This window comes from Pseudomonas sp. PDM13 (assembly GCF_025685765.1).
Classification (GTDB): domain Bacteria; phylum Pseudomonadota; class Gammaproteobacteria; order Pseudomonadales; family Pseudomonadaceae; genus Metapseudomonas; species Metapseudomonas solani.
Genome location: NZ_JAOTQU010000004.1, coordinates 50,436 through 73,472, shown reverse-complemented (window position 1 = coordinate 73,472; position 23,037 = coordinate 50,436). Strand labels below are relative to the sequence as shown.

At 68.5% G+C, this 23,037-nt stretch carries 17 protein-coding genes; 2 read left to right on the top strand and 15 right to left on the bottom strand.

Annotation, left to right across the window (positions count from 1 at the left end):
- Positions 1-47: 47 nt before the first annotated feature.
- From OEJ36_RS05745 to pqqA, 6 genes are read right to left on the bottom strand one after another with little or no spacing between them, the layout of a single operon-like run.
- Positions 48-1,904: an alpha/beta hydrolase family protein gene (locus tag OEJ36_RS05745; protein ID WP_263400714.1), complete on the bottom strand. Its 1,857-nt coding sequence runs from the start codon at positions 1,902-1,904 to the stop codon at positions 48-50.
- Positions 1,905-1,928: 24 nt separating this feature from the next.
- Positions 1,929-3,092 (bottom strand): pyrroloquinoline quinone biosynthesis protein PqqE, encoded by a 1,164-nt coding sequence (gene pqqE, locus OEJ36_RS05740; protein WP_263400713.1) that lies wholly within the window; start codon positions 3,090-3,092, stop codon positions 1,929-1,931.
- Positions 3,064-3,342: a pyrroloquinoline quinone biosynthesis peptide chaperone PqqD gene (gene pqqD / locus OEJ36_RS05735; protein WP_043241947.1), complete on the bottom strand. Its 279-nt coding sequence runs from the start codon at positions 3,340-3,342 to the stop codon at positions 3,064-3,066. The genes pqqE and pqqD overlap by 29 nt, the downstream gene beginning before the upstream one ends.
- Positions 3,339-4,091 carry a pyrroloquinoline-quinone synthase PqqC gene (gene pqqC, locus OEJ36_RS05730; RefSeq protein WP_043241948.1) on the bottom strand — a complete coding sequence of 251 codons (753 nt, stop codon included), beginning with the start codon at positions 4,089-4,091 and terminating at the stop codon, positions 3,339-3,341. The genes pqqD and pqqC overlap by 4 nt, the downstream gene beginning before the upstream one ends.
- A gap of 28 nt (positions 4,092-4,119) precedes the next feature.
- A complete protein-coding gene (gene pqqB / locus OEJ36_RS05725; protein WP_263400712.1) occupies positions 4,120-5,034 on the bottom strand; it encodes a pyrroloquinoline quinone biosynthesis protein PqqB in 915 nt (304 codons plus the stop codon).
- A 44-nt stretch (positions 5,035-5,078) separates the two neighbouring features.
- A complete protein-coding gene (pqqA, locus tag OEJ36_RS05720) occupies positions 5,079-5,150 on the bottom strand; it encodes a pyrroloquinoline quinone precursor peptide PqqA (RefSeq protein ID WP_003243383.1) in 72 nt (23 codons plus the stop codon).
- A 408-nt stretch (positions 5,151-5,558) separates the two neighbouring features.
- On the opposite strand from pqqA, the gene OEJ36_RS05715 reads away from it, so the two are divergent.
- Positions 5,559-7,511, top strand: a complete 1,953-nt coding sequence (locus OEJ36_RS05715) for a sigma-54-dependent Fis family transcriptional regulator (protein ID WP_263400711.1) — start codon at positions 5,559-5,561, stop codon at positions 7,509-7,511.
- A gap of 63 nt (positions 7,512-7,574) precedes the next feature.
- On the opposite strand, the gene aldA is transcribed toward OEJ36_RS05715, so the two are convergent.
- From aldA to pedF, 9 genes are all read right to left on the bottom strand, one after another.
- Positions 7,575-9,011: an aldehyde dehydrogenase gene (aldA, locus tag OEJ36_RS05710; protein WP_263400710.1), complete on the bottom strand. Its 1,437-nt coding sequence runs from the start codon at positions 9,009-9,011 to the stop codon at positions 7,575-7,577.
- A 59-nt stretch (positions 9,012-9,070) separates the two neighbouring features.
- On the bottom strand, positions 9,071-11,239 hold the full coding sequence (locus OEJ36_RS05705) for a PQQ-dependent dehydrogenase, methanol/ethanol family (RefSeq protein ID WP_263400709.1): 2,169 nt from the start codon (positions 11,237-11,239) through the stop codon (positions 9,071-9,073).
- Positions 11,240-11,959: 720 nt separating this feature from the next.
- A complete protein-coding gene (locus OEJ36_RS05700; RefSeq protein WP_263400708.1) occupies positions 11,960-13,480 on the bottom strand; it encodes an aldehyde dehydrogenase family protein in 1,521 nt (506 codons plus the stop codon).
- A gap of 256 nt (positions 13,481-13,736) precedes the next feature.
- Positions 13,737-14,957, bottom strand: a complete 1,221-nt coding sequence (locus OEJ36_RS05695) for a methyl-accepting chemotaxis protein (protein ID WP_411860973.1) — start codon at positions 14,955-14,957, stop codon at positions 13,737-13,739.
- A 649-nt stretch (positions 14,958-15,606) separates the two neighbouring features.
- Positions 15,607-17,385, bottom strand: a complete 1,779-nt coding sequence (locus OEJ36_RS05690; RefSeq protein WP_263400706.1) for a methanol/ethanol family PQQ-dependent dehydrogenase — start codon at positions 17,383-17,385, stop codon at positions 15,607-15,609.
- A gap of 433 nt (positions 17,386-17,818) precedes the next feature.
- Positions 17,819-18,745 (bottom strand): quinoprotein relay system zinc metallohydrolase 1, encoded by a 927-nt coding sequence (locus tag OEJ36_RS05685; RefSeq protein ID WP_263400705.1) that lies wholly within the window; start codon positions 18,743-18,745, stop codon positions 17,819-17,821.
- Between the two features lie 2 nt (positions 18,746-18,747).
- On the bottom strand, positions 18,748-19,503 hold the full coding sequence (locus OEJ36_RS05680) for a quinoprotein dehydrogenase-associated SoxYZ-like carrier (protein ID WP_263400704.1): 756 nt from the start codon (positions 19,501-19,503) through the stop codon (positions 18,748-18,750).
- A 31-nt stretch (positions 19,504-19,534) separates the two neighbouring features.
- Entirely contained in the window at positions 19,535-20,413 is an 879-nt protein-coding gene (locus tag OEJ36_RS05675) for a substrate-binding periplasmic protein (protein ID WP_263400703.1), read from the bottom strand.
- 5 nt (positions 20,414-20,418) lie between these two features.
- On the bottom strand, positions 20,419-20,856 hold the full coding sequence (pedF, locus tag OEJ36_RS05670; protein WP_263400702.1) for a cytochrome c-550 PedF: 438 nt from the start codon (positions 20,854-20,856) through the stop codon (positions 20,419-20,421).
- A gap of 309 nt (positions 20,857-21,165) precedes the next feature.
- Between pedF and exaA the strand changes: the two genes are divergently transcribed.
- Positions 21,166-23,037 carry a quinoprotein ethanol dehydrogenase gene (exaA, locus tag OEJ36_RS05665; protein ID WP_263400701.1) on the top strand — a complete coding sequence of 624 codons (1,872 nt, stop codon included), beginning with the start codon at positions 21,166-21,168 and terminating at the stop codon, positions 23,035-23,037.

Sequence of the window (23,037 nt, the reverse complement as noted above, 5' to 3'; positions counted from 1 at the left end):
CCATGCCGCAACCGCTGAACCCGGCCACGCAGCAGCCCTGAACGGCCTTACAGCAACCGCCGATAGAACCCGTATTCCGCCTCCAGCCCATGGGCCAGGTTGGCGGCCTGGCGGAAGCCGTGGCCTTCGTCGGGGTAGAGGTGCATCTCCACCTCGCGGCCCCGCTGGCGCAGGGCGTCGACCATGGAATAGGTCTGCGCGGGGACGACCACGGCGTCGCGGCCGCCCTGGAAGAAGATCAGCGGCGCCTCGATGTCGTCCAGGCGCTGCAGCGGGGTGCGCTGGCGGTAGCGCTCGGCATCGAGGTCGGGGTCGCCGATCAGCCAGTCGAGGTAGTCGGCCTCGAACTTGTGGGTGACCCGGCGGAGGGCCAGCGGGTCGCTGACCCCGTAGAGGCTGGCGCCGCCACGGAAGGCACGGCTGTCGGCCAGGGCCAGCAGGGCGCTGTAGCCACCGGCGCTGCCGCCGCGGATAAAGGCCCGCGCGCCGTCGATGCGCCCGTCGGCGGCCAGATGAGCGACCGCCGCGCAGGCGTCCTCCACCTCGAGGCGCCCCCACTCGCCGCGCAAGCGCTGGCGGTAGGCGCGGCCGTAGCCGCTGCTGCCCCGGTAGTTGAGGTCGAGCACGGCGAAGCCACGCTGGGTCCAGAACTGGATGCGCGGGTCGAACTGCGGGTAGCAGGCGGATGTCGGCCCACCGTGCATGAACACCAGTAACGGCGGGCGCTCGTCAGCCGGGGCCTGTACCTCGGCATGGCGTGGCGGGTAGAAGAAGCCATGGGCGCGCTCGCCCTGGCCGCTGTCGAAGCCCAGGGGCTCGGGGCGTGACAGCTGCGCCTCGCCCAATGGTTGCTCGCCGCCGGCCAGTACCTCCACGTGCCCGTCCGTGCGATCGATGGCGATGACTGCGGGCAAGCGGTCCGGCGCCGTGGCGATGGCATAGAAATGTGCCTCGTCGACTGCCAGGGCGCGGAAGCGGCTGAAGGCTGCGGCCAGGCGTCGCTCCCCCGCCCCGCCCTGATCCGCCAGCACGCCGAAGCCCTGCTCGAAGCGGCTCGACAGCAACCCACCCGCCTCCAGCGGCAGCCAGGTGCAGGCGCCCAGTTGCCAGGGCGCGGCGGCGTGGTCGGCCTCGGCACACCCCGCCACCGGGCGCCAGCCCCGGGTGGATTCCTCCCAGGGTTGCCACCCGCCGTTACGGTCGCTCAGGCACAGCAAGCGACCATCGGCAGCGAAGCGCGGCTGCTGCAGGGATTCCCCGCCTGCGGCACCGACCAGCACGCGGTGCCCTTGCCAGGCGCCCTGGTCGTCGCGTCGCGCCTCGCACAGGCGGGTCTCGGTCCAGGGTTGCTCGGGGCGGTCCCATTCGATCCAGGCCAGGCGTTGGCCGGTTCCGTCCAGCACCGGGGCGGCGTAGAAGTCGGCGCCCTCGGCAATCACCGAGCGTGCGCCATCGGCCAGGGCGATGCTCACCAGACGGTTGCGCACCGCCTCACCGCCGTGACGCTCTTCCACCGCCAGCAACGCCTCGCCCCTGGCGTCGAATTGCAGGTCACCGAAGCGGCTGCCGGGCTGCCGCGTCAGTGGCCGAGGCGCGCCGTCGACGCGCTGGAGATAAAGCTGCTGGTCCGCCTCATTGACGAAGGCGACACCCTCGGCGGTGGGGCAGAAGGCACCGCCACCGTATTCGTGCACCCGGCTGCGCAGGGAGACGTCCGCCGGCGTCAGGCAGCGCGCCTCACCGTCGCGCCACAACCACAACGTGGTGCGCGCGTCCGTCGGGTCGAACTGGCTCCACAGCAGGCCGTGGGCGCAGCGTTTCAGCTCGGCGAAATCGCGGCTGGCCGCTGCCGCATCGAGGGCGCTGAAGGCGCTGGGCCAGGTGCCGTAGGGGGCGATGGGCATCGGGATTCCTCGTGCGGCGAAGGCTCAGGCCTTGGCGATCAGCTGCGCATTGCCCGGGTTGCGGAACACCAGTTCGCCCATCCCCCGTGGCGCCTCCTCGGCCTGGCGGCGGGCGTCGAGGATGATGCCGTGGTGCGCCGACTTGCTGCACACCGGGTCAGCGTTGGCGGCATCCCCGGTGAGCATGAAGGCCTGGCAGCGGCAGCCGCCGAAGTCGCGGTCCTTCTCGTCGCAGGAGCGGCACGGCTCGGGCATCCAGGCATCGCCACGGAAGCGGTTGAAGCCGAAGGAGTCCTGCCAGATATGGCGAATGCTGTGCTCGCGCACGCTGGGGAACTGCACCGGCAGCTGCCGTGCGCTGTGGCAGGGCAAGGCGGTGCCGTCCGGGGTGATGTCGAGGAACAGGTTGCCCCAGCCGTTCATGCAGGCCTTGGGGCGCTCCTCGTAGTAGTCCGGGGTGACGAAGATCAGCTTGCAGGGGTGGTTCTGGGCCGCCAGCTTGTCCCGGTAGGCGTTGGTGATGGCCTCGGCGCGCTCCAGCTGCTCGCGGGTCGGCAGCAGGCCGGCGCGGTTGAGCTCGGCCCAGCCGTAGAACTGGCAGGTGGCGAGTTCGACGAAGTCCGCCTCCAGCTCCAGGCACAGGTCGATGATGCGCTCGATGTTGTCGATGTTGTGCCGGTGGGTGACGAAGTTGAGCACCATCGGGTAGCCCGCCGCCTTCACCGCCCGGGCCATGGCCAGCTTCTGGGCGAAGGCCTTGCGCGAGCCGGCCAGCAGGTTGTTCACCTCCTCGTCGGCAGCCTGGAAGCTGATCTGGATATGGTCCAGCCCCGCCTCGGCGAACTCGGCGATACGCGCCTCGGTGAGGCCGATGCCGGAGGTGATCAGGTTGGTGTAATAGCCCATCCCGCGTGCCGCGCGGATCAGTTCGGCCAGGTCCTGGCGCACCAGCGGCTCGCCACCGGAAAATCCCAACTGCGCCGCCCCCAGCTCACGGGCCTGGCGGAACACCTCGATCCACTCGGCGGTGGACAGCTCCGCGCCCTGGCGGTCGAAATCCAGGGGGTTGGAACAGTACGGGCACTGCAGCGGGCAGCGATAGGTCAGTTCGGCCAGCAGCCACAGCGGCGGCCCCGGCTGGCTCGCTGTACGGAGCGGTTCAACGCAACTCGATCCAGAACTGAGCACTGGCCACCTCCATGAACGCGAGGATGTCCTCGTCCACCCCCGGCACATCGGGGAAGCGTCCGGTGAGATCATCGATGATGGCGGCGACGCTGCGTTGGCCGTCGATCAGCTTGAGGATCTCGCTGGCGCTCTCGTTGAGCTTGATCATGCCTTCCGGGTAGAGCAGCACGTGGCAGCCCTGGGCCGGTTCGAACTGGAAGCGGAAGCCCCGGCGCAGTTGCGGGGTCTTCGATTGCAGCACCTCGCTCATTGCCCCAGCCCCCGGTGCCAGACCCGCTCGCGGGTCACCGTGTGGTAGGGCGGGCGCTCCAGCTCGTAGGCCATGCTCATGGCGTCGAGCATGCTCCACAGCACGTCGAGCTTGAACTGCAGGATCTCCAGCATGCGCGCCTGCTGCTCCACCGTGCGGTAGTGCGCCAGGGTGATGCGCAGGCCGTGCTCCACATCGCGTCGGGCCTGGGACAGGCGCGAGCGGAAGTAGTCGTAGCCGGCCGGGTCGATCCAGGGGTAGTGGCTGGGCCAGGCGTCCAGCCGCGACTGGTGGATCTGCGGCGCGAAAAGTTCGGTCAGCGAGCTGCTCGCCGCCTCCTGCCAGCTGGCCCGGCGGGCGAAGTTGACGTAGGCGTCCACGGCGAAGCGCACCCCCGGCAACACCAGCTCCTGGGACAGCACCTGCTCGCGGTCCAGCCCCACCGCCTCGGCCAGGCGCAGCCAGGCCTCGATGCCGCCCGCCTCGCCCGGCGCGCCGTCGTGGTCCTGGATGCGCTGGATCCACTCGCGGCGAGTGTCGCGGTCCGGGCAGTTGGCGAGGATCGCCGCATCCTTCAGCGGGATGCACACCTGGTAGTAGAAGCGGTTGGCCACCCAGCCCTGGATCTGCTCGCGGCTGGCGCGGCCCTGGTACATGGCCACATGGAAGGGGTGGTGGATGTGGTAGTAGGCGCCCTTGGCGCGCAGTGCCTGTTCGAATTGCTCGGGACTCATGGCGGTCTGTTGCATGGACAGCTCCTTGTTATGCGCCACCGGCTCAGAGGCGGATGGCCATGCCATCGCGGGCCACTTCGATGCCGCGCGCGTCCAGTTCGGCGCGCTCGGCGGAATCGGCATCGAGGATGGGGTTGGTGTTGTTGATGTGGATGAGCACCCGGCGCTTGTCCGGCAGGCCGTCGAGCACCTCGAGCATGCCGCCGCGGCCGCTCTGCGGCAGGTGGCCCATCTCGCTGCCGAGCTTGTCGCCCACCTCGCACACCCGCATCTCGTCGTCGCGCCAGAGGGTGCCGTCCACCAGCAGGCAGTCGGCGCGGCGCATCCAGCCCAGCAGCGCCTCGTCCACCTGGCCCAGGCCCGGCGCATAGAACAGCGAGCCGCCGGTGCGCAGATCCTCGACGAACAGGCCGATGTTGTCGCCCGGGTGCGGGTTGCCCCGGTGCGGCGAGTACGGCGGCGCGCTGCTGCGCAGAGCGATGGCGGTGAAGCGCAGCCCCGGGCACGCGGGGATGGTGAAGGGCTCGCCGTCCAGGGCGATGGGGTTCCAGGCCAGGCCGCCGTTCCAGTGCTGCAGCATGGTGAACAGCGGGAATCCGCTGGTCAGGTCCTGGTGGACCATCTCCGTGCACCACACCGAATGCGGGCAGCCCTCGCGCAGGGTCAGCAGGCCGGTGACGTGGTCGATCTGGCTGTCCATCAGCAGCACGGCGGCGATGGCCGTGTCGCGCAGGCGCCGGGCCGGCTGCAACGCCGGTAAGGCCTCGATCTGCGCGCGGATGTCGGGGGAGGCGTTGCACAGCACCCAGTTGACCCCGTCATCGCTCAGGGCGATGGAGGACTGGGTGCGCGCCTCGGCGTTGAGGGTGCCGGCGCGCAGGCCGGCGCAGTTGCGGCAGTTGCAGTTCCACTGCGGAAAGCCCCCGCCGGCGGCGGAGCCGAGAATCTGGATATGCATGGGGACCCCTGGCGGGAAGCCCCGGCGGACCGGGGCAAGGACGATCAGCGGTTGGCGAAGTACATGGTCACTTCGAAGCCGATGCGCAGGTCGGTATAGGCGGGTTTAGTCCACATGGGTCGTTCCTCTTCTTATGGCGCCGGAGAATTCCGGCAGGTTTGAGTTAACCACCAGGCCCGACGCCCCCGAATGCTACTTTCGAACGAGTTCCGGTCCTGATTTGGTAGCGTGCGTGCGACAGCTGTGCGCCCGCCCGCTACAGCTGTCGCATTTCTGCGACGGCTGCCCACGCGCCCCGCACGGCACGGCCTGGCGACGAAGCGCCCTGCACCGGGCCTTGCGGCGGCGACTGAAGCTTTAGGCATGTGCCTTGCTGTATCCGTGCCATCTCCGACGGATGGATAACTGCAGGCAACTGCTCTGCGGTCTATGGTTGGAGCGTCCGACCGGGCTGCCGGTTCGACCAAAACAACAAGACGCCGAGGCGCGCCCCCAGGGACCACCATCGGCCAACGGGAGTGCCTATGACCTTGCATGCCTCGGAGACCAGCGCCAGCGAACTCGCGGCCTTCGTCGACCACCATTTCTCCGGGCGCGGCATCCGCCCCGACGGGCTGATCGCCCAGTCCTGGTACCGCAGCGTCACCCAGCACCGCCTCAACCCGCGCGGGCGCGGCGAGAAGAGCATCCTCACCGCCGCAGAGATCCGCCAGCACCAGGCCCAGCACCAGGAATACCTGGCCATCGCCAGCCAGGGCGTCACCGGCCTCGCCCGCCGCGTGGTGCAGGCCGGCTTCGCGGTGCTGCTCAGCGACGAGGACGGCATCACCCTGGATGCGCGCCTGCCCGCGCAACGCGACCTCTATACTCAGTCCGGCCTGATCGTCGGCGCCCGCTGGGACGAATCCGTGGCCGGCACCAATGGCATCGGCACCGCCCTGGCGGCCGGCCAGGCGCTGACCATCCACCGCCAGGAACACTTCCTCACCTCCAACGCGCGGCTGAGCTGCTCGGTGTCGCCGATCTTCGATGCCCAGGGCCACCTGCGCGGCTGCCTCAACGCCACCTGCCTGAACAGCGACGGCCCCAAGGAGGCGCAGTACCTGACCCTGCAACTGGTGATCATGTACGCCCGATTGATCGAGAACGCCCACTTCCGCCAGAGCTACCGCGACCGCCTGACCCTGGCCATCAAGCCCCGCGACGACATCACCGACCTGGCCAACGAACAGCTGCTGGCCCTCGACGAGCAGGGCCGGGTGATCGGCGCCAACCGTGCCGCCTTCGTCGCCTACGAAGAGGCCCAGGGCAGCGCCCTGCTCGGCCGGCGCATCGACAGCCTGCTGCCGGCCGACGTCGACGAACTGCTCAGCCTCACCAGCGGCGGCGCCCGCGGCGTGCGCCTGCGTGCCCTGCAGGGCGAGGCGCTGGTGGACGTCGGCCTGCGCATTCCCGCCGGGCACCCGCGTCCGGCGGCGCCTGCCCCGCAGGTGCGCACACCGGCCAGCGAGCACCCCGGCCTGGATCGCCTGGGCGGCAGCGACCTGCAACTGCAGCAAGGCGTGCGGCGCATCCGCAAGGTGATCGACAAGGGTATCCCCATCCTCGTCACCGGCGAGACCGGCACCGGCAAGGAAGCCTTCGCCCGTGCCATCCACCAGGCCAGCGCCCGCCGGGCCGGGCCCTTCGTGGCGCTGAACTGCGCGGCGATCCCGGAGACGCTGATCGAGAGCGAACTGTTCGGCTACCGTGGCGGCAGCTTCACCGGCGCCAGCAAGAAGGGCATGAAGGGCAAGCTGGAGCTGGCCAACGGCGGCACCCTGTTCCTCGACGAGATCGGCGACATGCCCGCCCACCTGCAGACGCGCCTGCTGCGCGTGCTGGCCGAGCGCGAGATCTTCCCCCTGGGCGCCGAAGCACCGGTGCCGCTGGATGTGCAGGTGGTCTCCGCCACCCACCAGGACCTGGCCGGGATGATCCAGGCCAAGCTGTTCCGCGAGGACCTGTTCTACCGCCTCAGCGGCATGACCCTTTCCCTGCCGGCCCTGCGCGAACGCAGCGACCGTGCCGAACTGATCGAGGCCCTGCTCGCCGCCCAGCCCGGCGCCGAGGGGCTGCGCCTGGACGAAGCGGCCCGCCAGCGCCTGCTCACCCATCCCTGGCCGGGCAATATCCGCCAGTTGCTCAATGCCCTGCGTTACGCGGTGGCCCTGGCCGAGGGCGGCGTGATCGACTGCGATTGCCTGCCCGCCGAACTGCATCAGGCCGCCCTCCCCGCCACGCTCGCGCCCCGCGCCGAAGCGCCCACCAGCCTCGCCGGCCAGCTGGGCGACGACGAGGCCCGGCACCTGCTGGCCACCCTGCGCCAGCACCGCTGGAACATCAGCGCCGCGGCCGAGGCCTCGGGCATTTCCCGCTCCACGCTGTACCGCAAGATGAAGAAACACGGCATCGTCCAGCCCAATGAGATGTTCTGACCCGTAGGGGCGAATTCATTCGCGATCAGGCGTGGCGGCGAACACCGCCGCCACGCCCGCCCCTCACTCCTGGATGTACACCACGTGGGTGTGGGTGAACTCGTACAGCCCGTGCTTGCCGTCCGCGCCACCGATGCCGGATTTGCGCGTGCCGGCGTGGTAGCCCTGCATGGCCTCGAAGTTCTCGCGGTTGACGTAGGTCTCGCCGAAGTCGATCTCGCGGCTGGCCTTCAGCGCCGCGCCGAGGCTGCGGGTGTAGATGGATGAGGTCAGGCCGTACTCGCTGTCGTTGGCCAGGCCGATGGCTTCGTCGAGGTCGTCGACGATCTGGATCGGTAGCACCGGGCCAAAGATCTCCTTGCGCATGATCTCCATGTCCGCCTTGCAGCCGGTCAGCACCGTGGGCTGGTAGTGGAAGCCCTTGCCCTTGTCGGCCACGGCGCCGCCGGTGACCACCTGGGCACCCTGGCCCTGGGCGGTGCGCACCATCTGCGCAACCTTGTCGAGGCCGGCCTGGTTGATCAGCGGGCCCATGTCCAGCTCGGCATTTTCGGAGGGGTCGCCGTAGCGGGTGGCGGCCATGGCCGAGGCGATCTTGTCGATGAAGGCGTCCGCCACCTTGCGCTCGACGTAGACGCGCTCGGCGCAGTTGCACACCTGCCCGGTGTTGATCACCCGCGAGGCGGTGATGGCGGTCACCGCCAGGTCCAGGTCGGCGTCGGCGAGGACGATGGCCGGGGCCTTGCCGCCCAGCTCCAGGTTGAGTTTGGTGATGTTCGGCGCGGCGGCGGCCATGATCCGCGCGCCGGTGCCGACGCTGCCGGTGAAGCTGATCAGGTCCACGCCCGCGTGGCTGGTGAGGCTGTGGCCAACGCTGGCGCCACGCCCGCCGACGACGTTGAACACGCCGCTGGGCAGGTCCGTCTCGGCCACCAGGCGGGCGAATTCGTAGCAGTTGATCGGCGTCTCTTCGCTGGGCTTGATGACGATGGTGTTGCCGGTCAGCAGGGCCGGCGCCATCTTCCGGGCGATGAGGAAGAAGGGGAAGTTCCACGGCAGGATGCCGGCCACCACGCCCAGCGGCTTGCGCAGCAGGAACACGTGTTCGTTGACCCGGTCGCTGGTCAGCACTTCGCCTTCCAGGCGGCGCGCCCACTCGGCCATGTAGTCCAGGTAGTCGGCGGTGAAGTTGACCTCCACCAGCGCCAGCGCCGGCACCTTGCCCTGCTCGCGGGTGATGATCCGCGCCAGGCGCTCGGCATTGGCGCGCACCTTGGTGGCGATCTGGCGCAGGTAGCCGGCGCGCTCGATGGCCGGCTTGGCGGCCCAGGCCTTCTGCGCGCCACGGGCGGCAGCGATGGCGCGCTCCACCTGCTCGATGGGGGATTCCGGCACCCGCGCCAGCAGCTCGGCGTTGGCCGGGTTGTGCACCTCGATGTGCTGGTCGCTGCCGACGAAGGCGTTGGCGATGTAGTTCTGGTAGAGGGGGGTCTCGGTCATGGTCGCTCTCGCTTGCTTTCAGGGAGTGGAACGGGCGGGCATCCGGCCCGCCCGGCGGATCACTTGGCGCTGAAGCGCTTCCAGGCGTCGCCTTCCTGCTTGAGGTCATGGGCGCGCTTGATCAGGTACTGGTGGATCTGCTCGACCTCGGCGGCGTTGAACGCCTCGGCGAAGGACGGCATGCCGTCGGGCACACGGCCGCCGTAGAGGATGCCGAGGAACATCTGGTGCTTCTCGGTCGTCAGCTTGCGCAGGTCCGGCAGCACGCCGCCGCTCACCGCGTGGATGCCGTGGCACTGGGAGCAGTGGCCGTCGTAGAGCTTGGCGCCGGCCTCGACGTCCGCGGCGCTGGCAGTCAGTGGCGGCGGCTGCGGGGCGTCGGCCGGCGGTGCCGGCTCCTGCAGCTTGGCGGTGCCGCCGAGCTTGTAGGTCAGCACCTGGGAGAAGGGCTGCACGCCGGCACGCAGGGACAGGGCCCCGGCGAAGGTGGAGAAGGCCCCGCCCCAGCCCGCCATGAAGGTCACGTACTGCTCGCCGTCGACGCTGTAGGTCACAGGTGCGGCCATCACGCCACTGGCGGCGGGTTGCTCCCAGAGCTTCTTGCCGCTGTCGGCGGCGTAGGCGATCACCCGGCCATCGGCGCTGCCCTCGAACACCAGGTTGCCCGCGGTGCTCAGGGTGCCGCCGTTGAAGATGGTGACGTAGGGCACCTCCCAGACCGGCTCCTGCTTCACCGGGTCCCAGGCGATCAGCTTGCCGGACCAGGTCTTGGCCATTTCCAGCAGGCCGTCCGGGCCCTCGGGCATCATCCCGGTCTTCAGGCCCAGCTGGTACATGCTCTTGAACGGGTTGCGCTTGGGCGCATCCGGGATGTGCTCGTAGTAGGCCGACATGATGTGCGCCGGGATGTACACCAGCCCGGTGTTGGGGTTGTAGGACATCGGGTGCCAGTCATGGGCGCCCCAGAAGGCCGGGGTCACCAGGTTGCGCTTGCCGTTCTTCCAGTAGGCGGCGTTCTCCTCGTCGACGATGGGCCGGCCGGTCTTCATGTCCATGCCCTTGGTCCAGTTCTGCGGCACGATGCCCTTGGCCGAGAGCAGCTCGCCGGTGGCGCGGTCGATGACGTAGAAGAAGCCGTTCTTCGGCGCCTGCATCAGCACCTTGCGCTGCTTACCCTCGATGGGCAGCTCGGCGAGGATCATGTGCTGGGTGGCGGTGAAGTCCCAGGCGTCGCCGGGGGTGGTCTGGTAGTGCCAGGCGTATTCGCCGGTGCCGGCATTGACCGCGACGATGGAGGACAGGAACAGGTTGTCGCCCTTGGCCTGGCTGCGCCATTTCGGGTCCCACAGCGAACCGTTGCCGACGCCGATGTAGAGCAGGTTCAGCTCCGGGTCGAAGGCGAAGGAGTCCCAGGCGGTGCCACCGCCACCCTGCTCGACGAAAGCGTCGCCGAACCAGGTCTTCTGGGCGATCTCCATGGCCTTGTCTTCCGGCGGCAGCTTGGGGTCGCCCGGTACGGTGAAGAAGCGCCAGGCCTGCTTGCCGGTCTCGGCGTCGTAGGCGGTGACATAGCCGCGCACGCCGAACTCGGCGCCGCCGTTGCCGATGATCACCTTGCCGTTCACCACGCGCGGCGCACCGGTGATGGTGTAGCTGCGCTTCTTGTCGTTGCGCGTGTCCACCGACCAGACGCGCTTGCCGGTCTTGGCGTCGATGGCTTCCAGGCGGCCGTCGAGCACGCCGACGTAGATCTTGTCCTTCCACACCGCCACGCCACGGTTCACCGCGTCGCAGCAGGCCTCGCCGGCGCGGTTGCGGTCCGATTGCGGGTCGTACTTCCACAGCAGCTTGCCGTTGCGCGCATCCAGCGCGTAGACCACCGAGAAGGGGCCGGTGGTGTACATCACCCCGTCGACCACGATGGGCGTGGCTTCCACGCCACGGTCCAGGTCGAGCTTGTAGCTCCAGGCCAGGCCGAGCTTGCCGACGTTGTTGTCGTTGATGGTCTTCAGCGGGCTGTAGCGCTGCTCGTCGTAGGTGCGCCCGTGGCTCATCCAGTTACCGGGCTCCTGGTCGGCGGCGATGATGCGTTTGCCGTCCACGTCGGCCGCCCATGCGGCCGAGGAACAGGCCACGCCCAAGGTGAGGGCGGCGATCAGGTGCTTGAAGGTCGAGGCGGCGGGCGGCGGCTCCGAGCCTCCGCTGCATTGCAGGCCAATGTGCTTCATCAGTGGGTCTCCGATTCTTATTAGGGCCGCAGCCTCGCGCCACGGTCCCAGCCCTATCGCAATGGCTGTGCCAGCGTTGCGCTGGATGGCCGCAGGGCCCGTGGCAGAAGGGTTTGGCGAGGGAAACGGCGCCAGCGTGATGAAGTGGAGGCGCGGGCAACTGTCGCAGTGGCGGGACAGGCGCAACGAGAGGTGGAACAGCTGTGTCAGGGCCTGGATGACGCGACGGGAGCATTGCGAAACGGGCTCGCCAAGCGTCCCCGGCGAGTCCGCTTGGTGGATGGAAAAGCGCCATCCACCCTACGAATTACCACGCCCGAACCAACCTCGGCGGTAGGCCGGAACCTAGGGTGGATGACGCCTCACCCATCCACCATTGCGGCGTCCAGCCCCACATAGTGATTGCCGGCCTGCACGCAACCGTAGGTTGGCGCCGAGCGCAGCGAGGCCCAACGGAGCGATGCCCGGCCAAGCCGCAAATGCCGACCTGTGGGAGCGGCTTCAGCCGCGAAAGACCCGCCGCCAGCACGGGGCTTCGAGTGGCCGGATGCGCCATCGCGAATGAATTCCCACAAAGTGGATAACCGATGAGCAAAAAAACGGCCCCGAAGGGCCGTGGCTCGACACTCATCCGCCCGCCGGAGTGTGCAGCTTGCGCGGGGGTTGGTGGTCGACAAGGGGATTCGGCCCGCAGGCGGCGGGCCGGTCCAGGCTCGGGGATCAGAAGAAGCCCAGGGGGTTGATGTCGTAGCTGATCAGCAGGTTCTTGGTCTGCTGGTAGTGGTCGAGCATCATCTTGTGGGTCTCGCGGCCGACACCGGACTTCTTGTAACCACCGAACGCGGCGTGGGCCGGGTACAGGTGGTAGCAGTTGGTCCAGACGCGGCCAGCCTTGATGCCACGGCCCATGCGGTAGGCGCGGTTGATGTCGCGGGTCCAGAGGCCGGCGCCCAGGCCGAACTCGGTGTCGTTGGCGATGGCCAGGGCTTCCGCTTCGTCCTTGAAGGTGGTGACGCCCACCACCGGGCCGAAGATCTCCTCCTGGAACACGCGCATCTTGTTGTTGCCCTTCAGCAGCGTCGGCTGGATGTAGTAGCCGGTGGACAGGTTGCCTTCGAGCTTCTCGACGCCGCCGCCGGTGAGGATTTCAGCACCTTCCTGCTGGGCGATATCGAGGTAGCTGAGGATCTTGTCGTACTGCTGCTCGGAGGCCTGGGCGCCGACCATGGTGTCAGTGTCCAGCGGGTCGCCGCGCTTGATGGCCTTCACCTTCTTCATCACCTCGGCCATGAATGCCGGGTAGATGGATTCCTGCACCAGGGCGCGGGACGGGCAGGTGCACACCTCGCCCTGGTTGAAGAAGGCCAGCACCAGGCCTTCGGCGGCCTTCTCGATGAAGGCCGGCTCGGCCTGCATGATGTCTTCGAAGAAGATGTTCGGGCTCTTGCCACCCAGCTCGACGGTGGACGGAATGATGTTCTCCGCCGCGCAATGCATGATGTGCGCGCCCACCGGGGTGGAGCCGGTGAAGGCGATCTTGGCGATGCGCTTGCTGGTGGCCAGCGCTTCGCCCGCTTCCTTGCCGAAGCCTTGCACCACGTTGAGCACGCCGGGCGGCAGCAGGTCGCCGATCAGCTCCAGCAGCACGCTGATGCCCAGCGGGGTTTGTTCGGCGGGCTTGAGCACCACGCAGTTGCCGGCGGCCAGGGCCGGGGCCAGCTTCCAGGCGGCCATCAGCAGCGGGAAGTTCCACGGGATGATCTGCCCGACCACGCCCAGGGGTTCGTGGATGTGGTAGGCAACGGTGTTCTCGTTGATCTCGGCGGCGCCGCCTTCCTGGGCGCGGATGCAGCCGGCGAAGTAGCGGAAGTGGTCGGCGGCCAGGGGCACGTCGGCGTTCAGCGTCTCGCGCACGGCCTTGCCGTTGTCCCAGGTTTCGGTGACGGCGAGCACTTCCAGGTTGGCTTCGATACGGTCGGCGATCTTCAGCAGGATCAGCGCGCGGTCCTGCACCGAGGTCTTGCCCCAGGCGTCGGCGGCGGCGTGGGCGGCGTCCAGCGCGCGGTCGATGTCGGCGGCGTCGGAGCGGGGGAATTCGGCGATCACCTCGCCATTCACAGGCGAGGTGTTGGTGAAGTACTGCCCGGCCAGCGGCGCGACGAACTCGCCGTTGATGAAGTTGCCGTAGCGCGGCTTGAAGGTGACGACGGCGCCAGGGGTGCCCGGTTGCGCATAGATCATGACGATGGCCTCTCTTGTCGGAGCCTGGCGCTGGGGTGGCCAGGTGATGGGCCGATCTTAGTCAGCGCCCCGGAGCCCCCGGAATGCCCCCATGGAAGCGATGCCTTACTCATTTGGTAGTAGAGCCGCGGAGGGGGCCGAGGCCTCTGCCATCGGCCTTGCGGCGGGTTCACGGAGAACGGGACGCGTAGGTCGGGTGCAACCCGATACCCCCGCGCACGGGCCAGCGCAGGTTTCACCCGCCCTGCATCAAGGCTCAGCCCTGCTCCGGTCGGTAGCCCAGGCGCAGGCCGCCCCAGTGGCGGCCACGGATGAAGATCGGCACCGAGAGGTCGTGCATCAGCTCGCCGGTGTCGCGGGTGTAGGTCTGCAGCAGCAGCGGCTTCTGGTGGCTGCCGCAGCGGATGCCGGTGCGGTCGCCGAACTTGCGCTTGCTGCGGCTGCGCAGCATGTCCACCTGCGGATCGCCGGTGGGCGCATGGGCGAAGGCCTGGTTATGGGTGGGCACGTAGCCTTCGGCGGTACAGGCGATGGCGAAGACCAGGCCCTCGTGGCGCTTGAGCAGCGGCTCCTGGATGGCCGGCAGCACCTGGTCGGCGTAGCCGTCGAAGCGGGTGCGGAACTTGGCCGGCACCGTGTTGGGCACCGCCTGGTAGTGGCGGTCGAAGAGGTCCTCCAGCCCCACCCTGCCCTGCTCGATATCCGCCTCGAAGCGCCGGGCGATCTGCTCGGCGCCTTCGCGCGCCAGGTCGTAGACGCGCTGGTGGTAGTCGTCCAGGCCCACCTCGGCGAGGCGCTCGCTGATGGTTTCCGCCTGGCCCTCCAGCTGCACCGCCGCCTGGGCCAGGCGCTGGGTCTGCTGGTCGCTGATGCCCAGGTCGCTGCGCACCTGGTCGACGGCGGCGAACAGGCTGGTGAGCTGCTCGCGGTTGGTGTCGGCGCCGCTGGCGATGGCGCCGATCTGCGCCTCCACGCCCACCGCCAGGCCGGCGATGCTTTCCAGGTGCTGGCCGGTGAGTTCCACCTGGGCCACGCCCTCGTCCAGCTCGGTGGAGAGGTGTTCGATCTGCGCCACCACCTCGGCGGTCTGGCGCTGGATGTCGGCGACCATCTGCCCCACTTCCTCAGTAGCACTGGCGGTGCGCCCGGCCAGGCCACGCACCTCGTCGGCGACCACGGCGAAACCGCGCCCGTGCTCCCCGGCCCGCGCTGCCTCGATGGCTGCGTTGAGCGCCAGCAGGTTGGTCTGGCTGGCAACCGACTGGATCACCAGGGTCACCCGCTGGATTTCCTCGCTGCGCTGGCTGAGGGTGGCGATCAGCTCGCGGCTGTCACGGGCGCGGGTATTGAGGGCGTGCATGCGCGTTATGGCGCTGCGCAGCACTTCGCGACCGGCCTCGCTGCTCTGCCGCGCCTCGCGGGCGGAAGCCTGGGCCTCGTGGCTGAGGCGGGTGGTGGTCTCTTCGGTGTCGATCATCACCTCGGCACTGGCGACGATGCGCGCAGCGGCGTCCAGCTGCGACTCCAGGCGCTCGCCCAGCTGCTTCACCGAATAGGCCACGCCGGCAGCGGACAGCGCGTTGTGGCTGGTGGTGAAGGACAGCTCGCGGGTCAGCCGGGCGATATCGGTGCCCACCTGCTGTGGCGCCTCGACGGGCGCGCGGCGCCCCAGCAACGGCAGCCAGAACGCGGCGACCAGGCCCGCGAGCGCGACGGGCCAGGGCAACCCGCCCAGGTGGACGGCCAGCAGCAGGACGGCGGCGAGCAGGGAGTGTACGCAGGCGAGCGCAATGGGCAGGCGGGACGGCGACATCGGAGCACCTCGTGCAGCACTGGCCGATCGCGCCTCCCCGGCAGGGATGGAAGCCGGCAGTGTCTTTTGATTGTTGCCCGCATTAAATCCCCCCGCCGGCAGGCTGCCCATGATTCCTTAGTTGTATGGGCGGTGGGTCGGAAGGTGTATGGAGCGAGGCGCGCGGGGATCGCCTGGACGCCCGATCGCGAATGAATTCGCCCACGGGAGCGGCGACGCTTGGCGACTGAAGTCGCCCCTACAGAGAGCGTTGTGCCGCTGATGGACATAACCGCATCGGGGCGCGGCGGCCAAAGCCGCCGCGCCCTTCCCATCAGTGCTTGGCCACCAGGTCCTTGGGCAGCTTGAAGGTCCAGATCATCCCGCCCTGGTCCAGGTCCTTGATGCGCTTGGCCACCTCGCCACCCCACAGCGGCACGGCGCCGCCCCAGCCGGAGACCACGGTGACGTACTGCTCGCCGTCCATTTCCCAGGTGACCGGGGAGGCGATCACGCCGGAGCCGGTGTTGAACTCGTAGAGTTTCTTGCCGGTCCTGGCGTCGAAGGCCATGAGGAAGCCTTCCGGGTTGCCGGTGAACACCAGGTTGCCCTTGGTGGCCAGCACGCCGCCCCAGAGCGGCGCGTAGTTTTCATAGCGCCAGACTTGCTTGCCGGTCTTCGGGTCGATGGCGCGCAGCACGCCGATGTAGCCCTCGTTCAGCGGCTTGATGGTGAAGCCCGCGCCCAGGTAGGCCGCGCCCTTCTTGTAGGTCACGCCCTCGTTCCACATGTCCATGCCCCACTCGTTGGAGGGAACGTAGAACAGGCCGGTGTCCTGGCTGTAGGCCATGGGCATCCAGTTCTTGCCACCGAGGAAGGACGGCGCGACGAACACCGAGGTGCCCTTCTTCGCATCCCCTGGGGCACCGGGGCGGTGGGCGTCGTCGTAGATGGGCCGGCCGTTCTTGTCCAGGCCCTTGGCCCAGGTGACCTTGTCGACGAAGGGGAAGCCGCGGATGAATTTGCCGTTGGTGCGGTCGAGCACATAGAAGAAGCCGTTGCGATCGGCGGTGCCGGCGGCCTTGATGGTCTTGCCGCCGTCCTGGTAGTCGAAGGACACCAGCTCGTTGACGCCGTCGTAGTCCCAGCCGTCGTGCGGGGTGGTCTGGAAGTGCCACTTGATCGAGCCGTCCTCCGGGTTCAGCGCCAGGCGCGAGGAGGAGAACAGGTTGTCGCCGGGGCGCAGGTGGGAGTTCCACGGCGAGGGGTTGCCGGTGCCGATGAACAGCGAGTCGGTGCTCGGGTCGTAGTAGCCGCCCAGCCAGGGCGCGGCGCCGCCGGTCTTCCACAGGTCGCCCGGCCAGGTCTTGCCCGCTTCGCCGCCGGAGATGCCGTTCTCGATCGCCTTGCCGTCCTTGAAGACATAGCCCATGTGGCCTTCCACGGTGGGGCGACTCCACAGCAGGTTGCCGGTGGTGGGGTCATAGGCCTCGATCTTGCCGACCACGCCGAACTCGCCGCCGGCGACGCCGGTGATCAGCTTGCCCTTGGCGATCAGCGGCGCGGCGGAGATGGAGTAGCCGGCCTTGTAGTCGGCCACGGTCTTCTTCCACACCACCTTGCCGGTGTCCTTGTTCAGCGCCACCAGCTTGGCGTCGAGGGTGCCGAAGATCACCAGGTCGCCGTACAGGGCCACGCCCCGGTTGATCACGTCGCAGCAGGGCATGATGCCGTCGGGCAGGCGCGCGTCGTACTGCCAGAGCTTCTTGCCGGTGCGCGCGTCGGCGGCGAACACCCGCGAGTAGGAAGCGGTGACGTACATCACGCCGTCCTTGATCAGCGGCTGCGCCTGCTGGCCGCGCTGCTTCTCGCCGCCGAAGGACAGCGCCCAGACCGGGCGCAGTTCCTTGACATTGTCGGTGTTCAGCGTGTCCAGCGTGCTGTAGCGCTGGCCCTGCTGGTTGAGGCCGTTGACCACGATCTGGTCGTTGCGCTTGCCGGCATCGCTGATGTCCTGATCGGTGACGCCCGCCCAGGCCGACAGGCTGGCAAGGGTCATGGCGGCGAACAGCGCCGTGCGGACGAAAGGCTGGGTGAAACCGGTGGGGTTCATTGCGGCTACCTCTGCGGGCTTGTTGTTGTCATCCGGGAAAATTTCCCGGTCTGCCGCGAATTCTTGGTGCGCCCGCCCTCCCCGCCAATTCACCTCAGTGCGGAGATTCGTAGTTCCTTGGTAGCAATACCGGCCCGCCCGGTTCCAGGGGCGCAGGATCGGCGTGGGCGGGCTTGGGCGTGGGTCGGCGGGCTGGCGGGTGTGGGCGGGCGGGGTGGGCGTAGGGTGGGCTTCAGCCCACCGCTCCCGCTCCCAGTCCCGCACCCAGTCCCAGCCCCCGGGCCCAGGCACCGAACGATCAGGCACAACGACGTGCCCCACCCGACCCCGCCCGGTGGAGGTAAAGAGCGTCCTCCACCGCAGCGGTCGAGTCCGCATTTGAGCCCCGCTTTTGTGGGCGAATTCATTCGCGAAATGGTTTCCGGCGAATGAGTCACTCCGCCCGGGGCAGGCGCTCGCGCTCGTAGCGCGGGTAGAGGTGGCTGACGCTGCGCACCAGCTCGTAGCGGGTCAGGCTGATGCCGGCGAAGCGATCGGGGATGGGCGCGCGGATCAGTTCGTTCATTTCCGCGCCACGTTTGGCGCCGTCACGCAACAGGCCGTCGAGCCAGCCGAGGTAGTTGCGCATCTGGGTGAAGATCGCGTCATCGCGGGCCACCGGGCCGTGGCCGGGCACCAGCAGTTTCCAGGGCAGCGCCTGGAGCTGGTCGAGGTCGGCGAGCCAGGCGTCCAGCCCCGGGCTGTTCGGGGTGGTGAGGGCGCGCTGGTAGAACAGCAAATCGCCGCCGAAGAGCACGCCAGTGCGCTCGTCGAGGATCGCCAGGTCCGCCCCGGTGTGGCCGCGCAGGGCCAGTAGGCGCAGCGGGTGGCCACCGATGCTGAAGGTGCCGGGGGTGACCGCCTCGGTGGGCAGCAGCACCTCGGTGCCGCGCATCCAGTCGCCCACCAGGCGGTACATGTTCTCGGCCATGGCGTCGCCCTGCTGGCGCAGCAGTTCGGTGGTGCCGGGCAAGGCGGCAATGGGCGCGTCGGCGAAGGCCTGGTTGCCCAGCGCGTGGTCCGGGTGGTGGTGGGTGATCAGCAGCCGCTTCACCGGTTGCGAAGTGATCGTGGTGATGGCCCGGCGCAGGGCCTCGCCGTAGCGTTTGGAGGGGCCGCTGTCGATCACCACCACGCCGTCATCGGTGACGATGAAGGCGGTGTTGACCACGTTGCCGCCATTGCCCGCCGCGAAGTTGTCGGTGCTGCCTTCCAGCAGCCAGGTGCCTTCGGCGATCTGCCGGGGTTGCAGGGTGTAGTCCAGCTCGGCGCGGGACAGCAGCGGCAGCACGACGAGGAACACCAGCACAAGCAGGCGCATGACTAGAGCCCCCCTTCGAATTCGTTGCCGTTGTTGTCGCGCAGCCACAGGCGCGCGCCTGCGTGGCCTTTCACGTCCAGGCTGATGGTGGGGTTCTCGGCCACGGCCGGGAACAGCTCCAGGGTCGCCAGGGGCTTGCCGGCGGCGTCGCGCAGTTCGGCCTGGTTGAGGAAGAACTCGGGGATGCCGCCCACCAGGCCGTTGTCCATCGGGTGGTCGACGCGCAGGCGCAGGCGTTCGTCGCCCCCCAGGGGGAAGCGTGCGGCGTGGATCTGCCCCAGGCGGTCCTCCCAGCCCGGTTGCGCGCGCACCACGCTGGGCGCGGTGCAGCCGCCGCCGGCGGCGTCGATCCAGGCCGAGCCGATGTGCCACACCCCGTCCTCGGTCAGCGCCGCCGCGCGGATCGGCGTGGCCTGTTCGATACGGATGCGGATCGCCACCACCGGCAGTACGGCATCGCCGGGGCGGAAGTCGAACACCCGGGGAATGGGGTTGAGCTCGGCCCAGGCCATGAGCCGTGTCACCTTGCCCGGCAGCGCCCGGGCGTCCACCTGGATCGGCACCTGGCGGGCGTCCTCGGCGAAGGGCGGCGCCAGCAGCTGCACGCGGTCGTCGAAGACGTAGGGCGCGCCGTCGAGGATGCGCTGGTGGTGGAATGCCCACATCACCGAGGGCATCGGGTCCTTGCCCGGGTCGGGCGCGGCGAGCGCCTGGGCCCCCAGGCACAGCCCCAGCAGCAGCGTGTTCAGGTGGCGCATGGCGGTTCTCCCTGGCAGGCCGGGGCCCGCCTCATTGCACGTCCTGGTAGAGGCCGGGCAGCTCGTAGGTCAGCCCGTAGCGGGCGTAGAGGGCGGCCAGCCGGCCATCGCGGACCATCGCCTCCACCTCCATGTCCAGCGCGTTGGAAAGCTGGCGGTTGGACTCGTGCACCGCCATGCCGATGTCCCACAGGGGCTGGCCGAGGTTGGGGTAGGTGTTGTCGGAGGACTTCAGCGCCGGGTCGGCGGCCTGGTGCAGCAGCCACTGCAGCTCGCCGCGCAGGGCCATCACCGCATCCACCTCGGCGCCTTGCATGGCGGCGAAGGCGGCGGCCGGGCTCGGGTAGTGGCGGGTGTTGGCGCTGAGCTGGCCGTTGAACACCGAGGTCAGGTAGAAGGACGGCACGCTCTCCAGCTCGACGCCGATGGGGTGCAGGCGGAACACGCCGATGCTGTCCACCACCGGCAGGCGCCGGGTGTCGTGCACCAGGTGCCAGCGCTCGCGCTGGTAGGGGGCGAAGATCACCACCTGCTCGTTGACCAGCTCGCCCACGTCGTTGCGCCGCGCCGTGTAGTCGCGGTCGTAGGGCACGCGCAGCATCAGGTCCGCGAGCAATTTGGGGCGCAGGTAGTGGCCCTTCCAGATGTAGTTGCGCAGGTCGTCGTCGAGCTTCTCGCCGGGGGTCACCCAGATCAGCTCGGCCTTCAGCCCCAGCGCTGCGGCCAGGGCATTGGCCAGGTCGACGTCGACGCCGCGGGCCTGGCCGTCCTGCTGGAAGCTGTAGGGCGGGAAGTTCTCGTAGACCGCGACCTTGAGCATCCCCGAGGCGAGGATGTCGTCATAGGGGCGGACCTGCGCCTGCGCCAGCGGCAGGCACAGCAACCAGCACAGCAGGGCGAGCAGGCGCATGGCGATCACTCTTCGACGTGGACGCTTTCCAGGTAGGAGCGGATGGCCCAGAGCGCTTCCTGGCTGAGGAAGTCGGCCATCTTCGGCATGTACACCGCGCCGTCGCGCACCGCGCCGTTGATCACCCGCTCCTTGAACCACTCGTCGCCGTCGGCGCTGATTTCCAGCAGGCGCAGGTCGGGAGCGATACCGCCGGACTTGGCTTCCAGGCCGTGGCAGCGGGCGCAGTTCTGGTTGTAGGCCGAGGCACCGATCTCCACCGCCAGGGCGTTCTTTTCATAGGGCGCGCGGTAGGGGTTGGTGTCGCGCCATTCCTTGCCCAAGGGCTCCAGGCCATCGGTGTTGACGGCCTGCGGCACGACATCGCCATGGGCCAGGGCAAGACCGGTCAGGCTCAGACCGGCAAGGAACATCAGGCCACGCAGGGCGTTCTTGTTATTCATGACTTCCATCCTCTTCGAGATGCTGGGCAAGGCGAACGCTCGGCAGGAGCGTGGTGACGAGGATGGTAAGGAGCCGTCGACAACGGCCGAATGCTGCTTTGGTGGTCGCGCCCTACTCCCTTGGTAGCAGGCCGGGCGGAGGTGTATCGAGGCGCTTTGGCAGCGCTTCCAAGTCATGCCCGCACTGGGAAGTTTTCCCGGCAAGCGCGGGAGTTTTTCCGTATCCCGCAGGCGGTGGCGCTTCCAGTATTCGAAGCGCCAGGACGCCAGGTGGCGCACTGGTCCACAACGACCACGGGAACCGCACACATGACAACAAGATCGCACCCCCAACCTGCCAGCCCGCTCAGCCTTGCCATCAAGGGCCTTCTGCTCGCCGGTGGCCTCGCCGCCAGCGCCGGCGTATTCGCCGCCAACGTGACCTGGGAAGACATCGCCAACGACCATGTCTCGGTCAAGGACGTGCTGCAGTACGGCATGGGCACCAATGCCCAGCGCTGGAGCCCCCTGGCCCAGGTCAACGACCAGAACGTGTTCAAGCTGGTGCCGGCCTGGTCCTACTCCTTCGGCGACGAGAAGCAGCGTGGCCAGGAATCCCAGGCGATCGTGCGCGACGGGGTGATCTACGTCACCGCCTCCTATTCCCGCGTGTTCGCCCTCGACGCCAAGACCGGCAAGCGCCTGTGGGTCTATAACCACCGCCTGCCCGACGACATCCGCCCCTGCTGCGACGTGGTCAACCGCGGCGCCGCCATCTACGGCGACAAGATCTTCTTCGGCACCCTGGACGGCCGCCTGGTGGCGCTGAACAAGGACACCGGCAAGGTGGTGTGGAACAAGAAGTTCGGCGATCACACCGCCGGCTACACCATGACCGGCGCCCCGACCCTGATCAAGGACCAGAAGACCGGCAAGACGCTGCTGATCCACGGCAGCTCCGGTGACGAATTCGGCGTGGTCGGCCAGCTCTACGCCCGCGACCCGGACACCGGCGAAGAAGTCTGGATGCGCCCCTTCGTCGAGGGCCACATGGGCCGCCTCAACGGCAAGGACAGCACCCCCACGGGCGATGTGAAGGCGCCCTCCTGGCCGGACGACAAGAACTCCCCCACCGGCAAGGTGGAAGCCTGGAGCCACGGTGGCGGCGCCCCCTGGCAGAGCGCCAGCTTCGATGCCGAAACCAACACCATCATCGTCGGCGCCGGCAACCCCGGCCCCTGGAACACCTGGGCGCGCACCGCCAAGGGCGGCAACCCCCACGACTACGACAGCCTCTACACCTCCGGCCAGGTGGGCGTGGACCCGAGCACCGGCGAGGTGAAGTGGTTCTACCAGCACACCCCGAACGACGCCTGGGACTTCTCCGGCAACAACGAGCTGGTGCTGTTCGACTACAAGGGCAAGGACGGCAAGGTGGTGAAAGCCACCGCCCACGCCGACCGCAACGGCTTCTTCTATGTGGTGGACCGCAACAACGGCAAGCTGCAGAACGCCTTCCCCTTCGTCGACAACATCACCTGGGCCAGCCACATCGACCTGAAGACCGGCCGCCCGGTGGAGAACGAAGGCCAGCGCCCGCCCCTGCCCGAGCCGGGCCAGAAGCACGGCAAGGCGGTGGAGGTCTCGCCGCCCTTCCTCGGCGGCAAGAACTGGAACCCCATGGCCTACAGCCAGGACACCGGCCTGTTCTACGTGCCGGCCAACAACTGGAAAGAGGACTACTGGACCGAGGAGGTCAACTACAAGAAAGGCTCCGCCTACCTGGGCATGGGCTTCCGCATCAAGCGCATGTACGACGACCACGTCGGCAGCCTGCGCGCCATGGACCCGACCACCGGCAAGGTGGTGTGGGAACACAACGAGCACCTGCCGCTCTGGGCCGGCGTGCTCGCCACCAAGGGCAACCTGGTGTTCACCGGCACCGGCGACGGCTTCTTCAAGGCCTTCGACGCGAAAACCGGCAAGGAGCTGTGGAAGTTCCAGACCGGCAGCGGCATCGTCTCGCCGCCCATCACCTGGGAGCAGGACGGCGAGCAGTACATCGGCGTGACCGTCGGCTATGGCGGCGCCGTTCCGCTGTGGGGCGGCGACATGGCCGAGCTGACCAAGCCGGTGGCCCAGGGCGGCTCGTTCTGGGTGTTCAAGCTGCCGAGCTGGGACAACAAGACCGCCAGCCGCTGA